We start from the raw sequence: 6,600 nt of genomic DNA, 5'->3' as shown, positions 1-6,600 counted from the left end.
CAACTCCAAGATAACAGTGGTGGGCTTGTTGGCCCTTTTTGTTTCTAAACGGTCACGCAGATCGGCGATGAACCAAACATATTTCCCGTTCCGAGGAGCAAAACCATGCGGTGGATCAAGCAGATAGCGACGTATTTCGCCCTGGTGGCCGCGCTGGCGCCAGCCGCACACGCCCAGAGCAAGAATGTAGTAATTGCTTACCAGGACATGGTGGTGCCCTGGCGCTACGCGCAGGACATGAAGGAGCTGGAAAAGCAGACCGGCTACACGGTCTCGTTCCGGCAGTTCGGCGGCGGCGGGGACGTGATCCGCGCCATGGCTTCGGGCCAGATCGCCATTGGCGAGGCCGGCACCTCGCCGATTGCGTCGGCGCTGTCGCAAGGGCTGGATGTCGAACTGTTCTGGATCCTGGACGATATCAACGCGGCCGAGGCGATGGTCGCGCGCAATGGCAGCAAGATCGCCAGCGTCGCCGACCTGAAGGGCAAGCGCGTCGGCGTGCCCTTCGTGTCGACCACGCACTACCACACGCTGGTCGCGCTGGAGCGCGCCAGGATCAATCCGAAGGACGTCCGCATCGTCAACATGCGCCCGCCCGAAGTAGCCGCCGCCTGGGAGCGTGGCGACATCGACGCCACCTTTATCTGGGACCCGGTGCTGGCCAAGCTCAAGCAGTCCGGCACCGTGCTGATGACCTCCGGCCAGATCGCCGCCGACACCGGCAAGGCCACCTTCGACGGCATGATCGCCAACAAGAAGTTTGCCCGTGAGAACCCGGAGTTCATGGTCAAGCTGGTGCGCGTGCTGGCCGCCGCCGATGAAAACTACCGCAAGAACAAGGCGTCCTGGACCCCCGATTCGCCCATGGTGAAGGCGGTGGCCAAGGTGTCTGGCGCCAAGCCCGAGACGGTACCCGCGAGCATGGCGCTGTACGCCTTCCCCACGCTGCAGGAGCAGGTGTCGGAGCGCTGGCTGGGCGGCGGCGCGGCGCGCGCGCTGCAGTCCGCGGCGCAGTTCCTCAAGGAGCAGGGCACCATCCAGACCGTCCTGCCGGATTATGGCCCGGGCGTCAATGCGGAATGGGCAAAGCGGGCGTTGCGCTGACGCCGCGCCCATCGCGCTGAAGATGGCCGCCGCGCTCAAGCCAGTCCCGCGCGGCCCCGAAAGTCCTGTTGCGGAAGCCCATCATGTACAAGCTTGAAATCGATAATCTCAGTGTCAACTACGGCGTCGCGGGCGGCGCCAAAACGCTGGCCCTGTCGCAAGTCAACCTCACCATGGAGCGCGGCGATTTCGTCGTGGCGCTCGGTGCCTCGGGCTGCGGCAAGACCACCTTGCTGTCGTGCATCGCAGGCTTCATGGAACCCTCGGAAGGCGAGATCCGGCTGTCCGGCAAGGTGGTGCGCGGGCCGGGTGCCGAACGCGGCGTGGTGTTCCAGAAGCACGCCCTGATGCCGTGGCTCAGCGTGGCGGACAACGTCGCGCTGGGGTTGCGCCTGCGTGGGGTGTCGCGTGCCGAACGGATGCGGGTCGCGCATGAGAAGCTGGCCGCGGTCGGGCTGGAAGATGTCGCCGGCAAGCCGGTCTATCAGCTCTCGGGCGGCATGCAGCAGCGCGTCGGGATTGCCCGCGCGCTCGCCTGTGATCCGGCGGTGATGCTGATGGACGAGCCGCTGGGCGCGCTCGACGCGCTGACGCGCGAATCGATCCAGGCGCTGATTCTCAAGCTCTGGGCCAAGGAACAGAAGATCGTCTTCTTTATCACGCACAGCGTGGAAGAGGCGCTGTTCCTGGCCACGCGGCTGATTGTCATGACGCCGTCGCCTGGCCGCATCGCGCACACCTATGAACTGCCGTTCGCGCGGCGCTTCATCGAATGCGGGGACGCCCGTGCAGTCAAGGCCGACCCGGAGTTCATCCGCTATCGCGAAGAGATCATTGATCTGATCCATGCCACCGCTTGAGGAACACGAGATGCCCGCTTCCGTCCAACGCATCGAACCCACGCCGCGCGTCACCAAAGCCGCCGCGGCCGGGGCCAGCCAGCAAATGAAGACCGTCTCGGGCTACCGCCTGCCCGGCGAGGGGTCAAGCTCACGCATCTCCACTATCACCGTGGTGCTGCTGCTCGCACTGTGGTGGCTCGCCAGCCACCTGCGCTGGCTGCCGCCGCTGTTCCTGCCCACGCCTGAGTCCATCGTCACCGCCTTTATCGATGCCTGGCAGGGCAACCTGCAAGGCGGCCAGCCGCTGACCGAGCATTTCGCGGCCAGCATGATGCGCGTGTTCGGCGCCTTCGGGCTGGCGGTGGTCACGGCGGTGCCGGTCGGCGTGATGATGGGGGTGTCGCGCATCGCACGCGGCGTGTTCGATCCGCCGATCGAGTTCTACCGCCCCTTGCCGCCGCTGGCGTACCTGCCGCTGATCGTGATCTGGTTCGGCATCGACGAGACCTCGAAGGTGCTGCTGATCTTCCTGGCCTGCTTCGCGCCGCTGGCCATGTCGGCCCAGGCCGGCGTGCGCTCGGTCACCATCGAGCAGATCAACGCGGCGTACTCGATGGGCGCCACGCCGTGGCAGGTGGTCCGCCATGTGGTGATCCCCGCCGCGCTGCCCGATATCCTGACCGGGATGCGCATCGCCATCGGCTTCGGCTGGACCACCCTGGTTGCCGCTGAAATGGTGGCCGCCACCGCCGGCCTTGGCCAGATGGTGCTCAATGCCTCCAACTTCCTGCGTACCGACGTGGTGATCATGGGCATCGTGCTGATCGGGCTGATCGCCTACGTGTTCGACCTGCTGATGCGCAAGCTGGCGAAGGTCCTGGTGCCCTGGAAGGGGCGGATGTGAGGCGATGGCGTAGCTCCGGGATCATCATCCCGGGGCACCCTCCCCAAGGACCACGATGACCCGTTCAGACTTGGTCAGAGTAGGCAGTGGAAGATAGCGCAGGCGGTATCTTCCGCTGCGGACTCCAAGGTGCGCCGCCACCCGTTGAAGCGGGGGCGACGCATCTCGATCCCGTTACAGCGCGGCCACCTGGACGCCGTTGCCGAAGTTCTGCATGGTGGGGATCTTCAGGCTGAGGTGCGAGCTGGCGTCGATCGTGTTCACGGTCGGCCCGACCTGCAAGCCGATGGTCGGGCTGGCAAAGCCACCGCCGCCGACGACGTTCTGGGCGTTGCCGCCGACAACAGAGAAGGCGCTGCCGCCGCGCACAGCGGACATGGTCTTGCCGTCCAGTTCCTGGTCGAGCGGCAGATCCTTGATCATGAGGGTCGATTGCATGGTAAGTCTCCTTGGGGGGCGGTTGAAGGGGAGTCCCGCCTCGGCGGGCCTCCCGCATGCAGCGTTGTTACAGCGCAGCCACCTGGATGCCGTTGCCGAAGTTCTGCATGGTGGGGATCTTCAGGCTGAGGTGCGAGCTGGCGTCGATCGTGTTCACGGTCGGCCCGACCTGCAAGCCGATGGTCGGGCTGGCAAAGCCGCCGCCGCCGACGACGTTCTGATAGTTGCCGCCGACAACAGAGTAGGCGCTGCCGCCGCGCACAGCGGACATGGTCTTGCCGTCGAGATCCTGGTCGAGCGGCAGGTCCTTGATCATGAGGGTCGATTGCATGGTAAGTCTCCTTGGGGATTCGGTTGAAGGGGAGTCCCGCCTCGGCGGGACTCCCGCATGCAGCGTTGTTACAGCGTGGCCACCTGGGTGCCGTTGCCGAAGTTCTGCATGGTGGGGATCTTCAGGCTGAGGTGCGAGCTGGCGTCGATCGTGTTCACGGTCGCGCCGACCTGCAAGCCGATGGTCGGGCTGGCAAAGCCGCCGCCGCCAACGACGTTCTGATAGTTGCCGCCAACAACAGAGACGGCGTGGCCGCCGCGCACAGCGGACATGGTCTTGCCGTCGAGTTCCTGGTCGAGCGGCAGATCCTTGATCATGAGGGTCGATTGCATGGTAAGTCTCCTTGGGGTTCGGTTGAGGGGAGTCCCGCGTCGGCGGGACTCCCGCATGCAGCGTTACAGCGCGACCATCTGGGTGCCGTTGCCAAAGTTCTGCAGGGTGGGGAGCTTCAGGTTGAGGTGTGTGCTCGCGTCGATCGTGTTCACGATCGGCCCGATCTGCACGCCGATGGTCGGGCTGGCAAAGCCGCCGCCGCCGACGACGTTCTGATAGTTGCCGCCGACAACAGAGTAGGCGCTGCCGCCGCGCACAGCGGACATGGTCTTGCCGTCGAGATCCTGGTCGAGCGGCAGGTCCTTGATCATGAGGGTCGATTGCATGGTAAGTCTCCTTGGGGATTCGGTTGAAGGGGAGTCCCGCCTCGGCGGGACTCCCGCATGCAGCGTTGTTACAGCGTGGCCACCTGGGTGCCGTTGCCGAAGTTCTGCATGGTGGGGATCTTCAGGCTGAGGTGCGAGCTGGCGTCGATCGTGTTCACGGTCGCGCCGACCTGCAAGCCGATGGTCGGGCTGGCAAAGCCGCCGCCGCCAACGACGTTCTGATAGTTGCCGCCAACAACAGAGACGGCGTGGCCGCCGCGCACAGCGGACATGGTCTTGCCGTCGAGTTCCTGGTCGAGCGGCAGATCCTTGATCATGAGGGTCGATTGCATGGTAAGTCTCCTTGGGGTTCGGTTGGGGGAGCACGTTGTTGCGCTCGAAGGGTATAGAGCATGGGCCGTGCCAGGCCCGGGACGGTGCTGCAATAAAATCCATAACATCCTGAAAAACAAAGGTTTTTCAGGGAATGCTGGCACTTTCCGATCCCCGTCAGGCAGACATTGTGTTGGGTGCGGGCCAACTCATTTCATGGCACTGTTGGCCAGACAAATACATATCAGGCGCCGCCCGCGATGCGATGCCGCCGGAGAGGCCGAAAGGCAAGGATGGCTAGCCTTTTATGCCGCCAGATGCTCATCCCGCGCCACGGAAAGCGGAGGAAGAAGGGCCATGGCCTCTTCCAGCCTCTGGACCAACGCGGAACTTGCTGGCTGCAGCGGCTGTCGGGTTTCCGGCGAAATCACGCCGGATAGCGCCAGCGCAGCTTTCACTGGTGCCGGATTCGGCTCCGCGAACATGAGCGAGATCAACGGCGCGAGCTTCGCGAACAAGCCGTGGGCCGCGCGCAAGCGGCCCGTCTGCGCCAGATGCAGCAGGCGCACGAACAGGTCCGGACGAATATGCGAGGACGCGGCGATCACGCCGGCGCCACCTGCAAGCAGGTGATCCAGCAAGGCAGCATCTTCGCCACACAGCACGGTGACGTGCGGATCGTTGGCAAGTGCGCGGAGATTGCCGGCGTCACACTCCTTGACCGCCGAGATCTGCGGTTGCGCAAGCAGCGATCGGATGAGCGCTGGCGACATCGCACAGCCGGTTCGCTTCGGCACGTTGTACAGCATCAGGGGGCGTTCGGTTGCGCGCGCCACCTCATTGAAATGCCACACGATGCCCTCATCGGATGGCCGCAGGTAGTAGGGCGGCGGCACCAGGTAGCCGGCAAGATCAAAGCCGTCCAGTTCGGCAACTTGCGCGCACACCGTGCGGGTATCGACCGCTCCGACGCCAGCCATCACCGGCAGCTCGCCATGGACGGCCTCGAGCACTGCCGCCGTGAAGACTTGCCGCTCGTGCGTGGAAAGCAGGCTTCCCTCGCCGGTCGTGCCCAATATGATCAGGCCGTTTACGCCTGCCTCGACGTAACTCTCAACCAGCCTGGCGGTGCCCTGCAGGTCCAGCGAGCCGGCACGCATCGGCGTGACCATGGGCACCCAGATGCCCCATGGCGACTGGCGGGAAATCGCTGCGATACCGGTGCAGGCGTGCACGGCGGCACCGGAGAAGCTCTCTTCCTCAGTGCGCCACATAGTCGTCTCGCAGGGCTGTCGTGACACCGAACTCCGCCGCCGGAAATGCCGTCATGATGGCATCCATGGCCGCGTCGCGGTCGGTGCGTGCGACCTCCACGTGCAGCGTGGTTTCGCCGTGCCGGTTGTCCACGTTCACCACATAGACGCGGGCCAGTTCACCGAGCGCCCGGTGCATGGTCTGGCGCAGGCCGAACACCTCGGTGGATGCCACCGCAAGACGCATGCGGATCCAGGCCGGTGCCGGCTGGGAGACCGCGCGCAGCGCGGGCATGGTGGCTTTGCTGTGGCGCAGGGCGGTGCGTCGGGGAACGGTATCAACGGCCAGGCTTGACTGTCGCATGATTGGATGGACCCGCGCGGTAGCGGGTCGCGTATTGGACATGGCTTTATGCTAGCCAGCGCCGCCTAAATTTGATGCAAGGATATTGGGCTTTGGCGTTAAATCCGCATCAAAATCAGCGACGCTGGCAAAGCGCTCGCGCTCAGAACGTCTTCGTCAGCGAAGCCCAGGCCGCAGCCTTGCCGAGGTAGCGGCCCCGGTTGGCACTGGTGTAGGCTGATTCCTTGGCATTGGTGTCCACATAGGCCACCGCCAGCGCGAAGCCCTTGCCCAGGTCCTTGGTCAGGCCGATCTTCCAGTCGGTGTATGAGGCATTGCTGTTGTGCTTGACGTCCTGGTAGCCGACGTGCGCATTCAGGGTCAGGTCCCAGAAGTTCAGCGGCACGTTGGCGC

General features: G+C 64.6%; 11 protein-coding genes. 3 read left to right on the top strand and 8 right to left on the bottom strand.

What is annotated here, in order from left to right; all coding sequences use genetic code 11:
• Positions 1 to 105: 105 nt before the first annotated feature.
• The 3 genes from tauA to AC3WQZ_RS35215 all read left to right on the top strand — a co-directional run bounded on the left by tauA (position 106) and on the right by AC3WQZ_RS35215 (position 2,850).
• The gene (tauA, locus tag AC3WQZ_RS35225) at positions 106 to 1,104 is read left to right on the top strand and encodes a taurine ABC transporter substrate-binding protein (RefSeq protein ID WP_010813417.1); all 999 of its coding nucleotides are present in this window, start codon (positions 106 to 108) and stop codon (positions 1,102 to 1,104) included.
• Between the two features lie 83 nt (positions 1,105 to 1,187).
• Positions 1,188 to 1,964: a taurine ABC transporter ATP-binding protein gene (locus AC3WQZ_RS35220; protein WP_010813418.1), complete on the top strand. Its 777-nt coding sequence runs from the start codon at positions 1,188 to 1,190 to the stop codon at positions 1,962 to 1,964.
• Between the two features lie 10 nt (positions 1,965 to 1,974).
• Positions 1,975 to 2,850: an ABC transporter permease subunit gene (locus tag AC3WQZ_RS35215; RefSeq protein WP_010813419.1), complete on the top strand. Its 876-nt coding sequence runs from the start codon at positions 1,975 to 1,977 to the stop codon at positions 2,848 to 2,850.
• Positions 2,851 to 3,024: 174 nt separating this feature from the next.
• On the opposite strand, the gene AC3WQZ_RS35210 is transcribed toward AC3WQZ_RS35215, so the two are convergent.
• The 8 genes from AC3WQZ_RS35210 to AC3WQZ_RS35175 all read right to left on the bottom strand — a co-directional run.
• Positions 3,025 to 3,288, bottom strand: a complete 264-nt coding sequence (locus AC3WQZ_RS35210) for a hypothetical protein (protein ID WP_439672565.1) — start codon at positions 3,286 to 3,288, stop codon at positions 3,025 to 3,027.
• Positions 3,289 to 3,355: 67 nt separating this feature from the next.
• Positions 3,356 to 3,619 carry a hypothetical protein gene (locus AC3WQZ_RS35205; protein ID WP_010813230.1) on the bottom strand — a complete coding sequence of 88 codons (264 nt, stop codon included), beginning with the start codon at positions 3,617 to 3,619 and terminating at the stop codon, positions 3,356 to 3,358.
• Between the two features lie 68 nt (positions 3,620 to 3,687).
• Complete coding sequence (locus AC3WQZ_RS35200; RefSeq protein ID WP_010809605.1) at positions 3,688 to 3,951, bottom strand: hypothetical protein; 264 nt, start codon at positions 3,949 to 3,951, stop codon at positions 3,688 to 3,690.
• 63 nt (positions 3,952 to 4,014) lie between these two features.
• A complete protein-coding gene (locus AC3WQZ_RS35195; RefSeq protein WP_492302115.1) occupies positions 4,015 to 4,278 on the bottom strand; it encodes a hypothetical protein in 264 nt (87 codons plus the stop codon).
• A gap of 68 nt (positions 4,279 to 4,346) precedes the next feature.
• Positions 4,347 to 4,610 (bottom strand): hypothetical protein, encoded by a 264-nt coding sequence (locus AC3WQZ_RS35190; RefSeq protein WP_010809605.1) that lies wholly within the window; start codon positions 4,608 to 4,610, stop codon positions 4,347 to 4,349.
• 285 nt (positions 4,611 to 4,895) lie between these two features.
• Entirely contained in the window at positions 4,896 to 5,864 is a 969-nt protein-coding gene (gene dapA, locus AC3WQZ_RS35185; RefSeq protein ID WP_058698948.1) for a 4-hydroxy-tetrahydrodipicolinate synthase, read from the bottom strand.
• Positions 5,851 to 6,207, bottom strand: coding sequence for a hypothetical protein (locus AC3WQZ_RS35180; RefSeq protein WP_492302113.1), 357 nt, complete (start codon positions 6,205 to 6,207; stop codon positions 5,851 to 5,853). Before AC3WQZ_RS35180 ends, dapA begins: the two co-directional genes overlap by 14 nt.
• A 142-nt stretch (positions 6,208 to 6,349) precedes the next feature.
• A partial coding sequence (locus tag AC3WQZ_RS35175; RefSeq protein ID WP_492302112.1) for a TorF family putative porin occupies positions 6,350 to 6,600 on the bottom strand: 251 nt, incomplete at its 5' end.

The sequence above is a fragment of the Cupriavidus sp. FW305-26 genome, from assembly GCF_058787975.1.
This window is presented reverse-complemented; position numbering and strand designations above follow the sequence as displayed.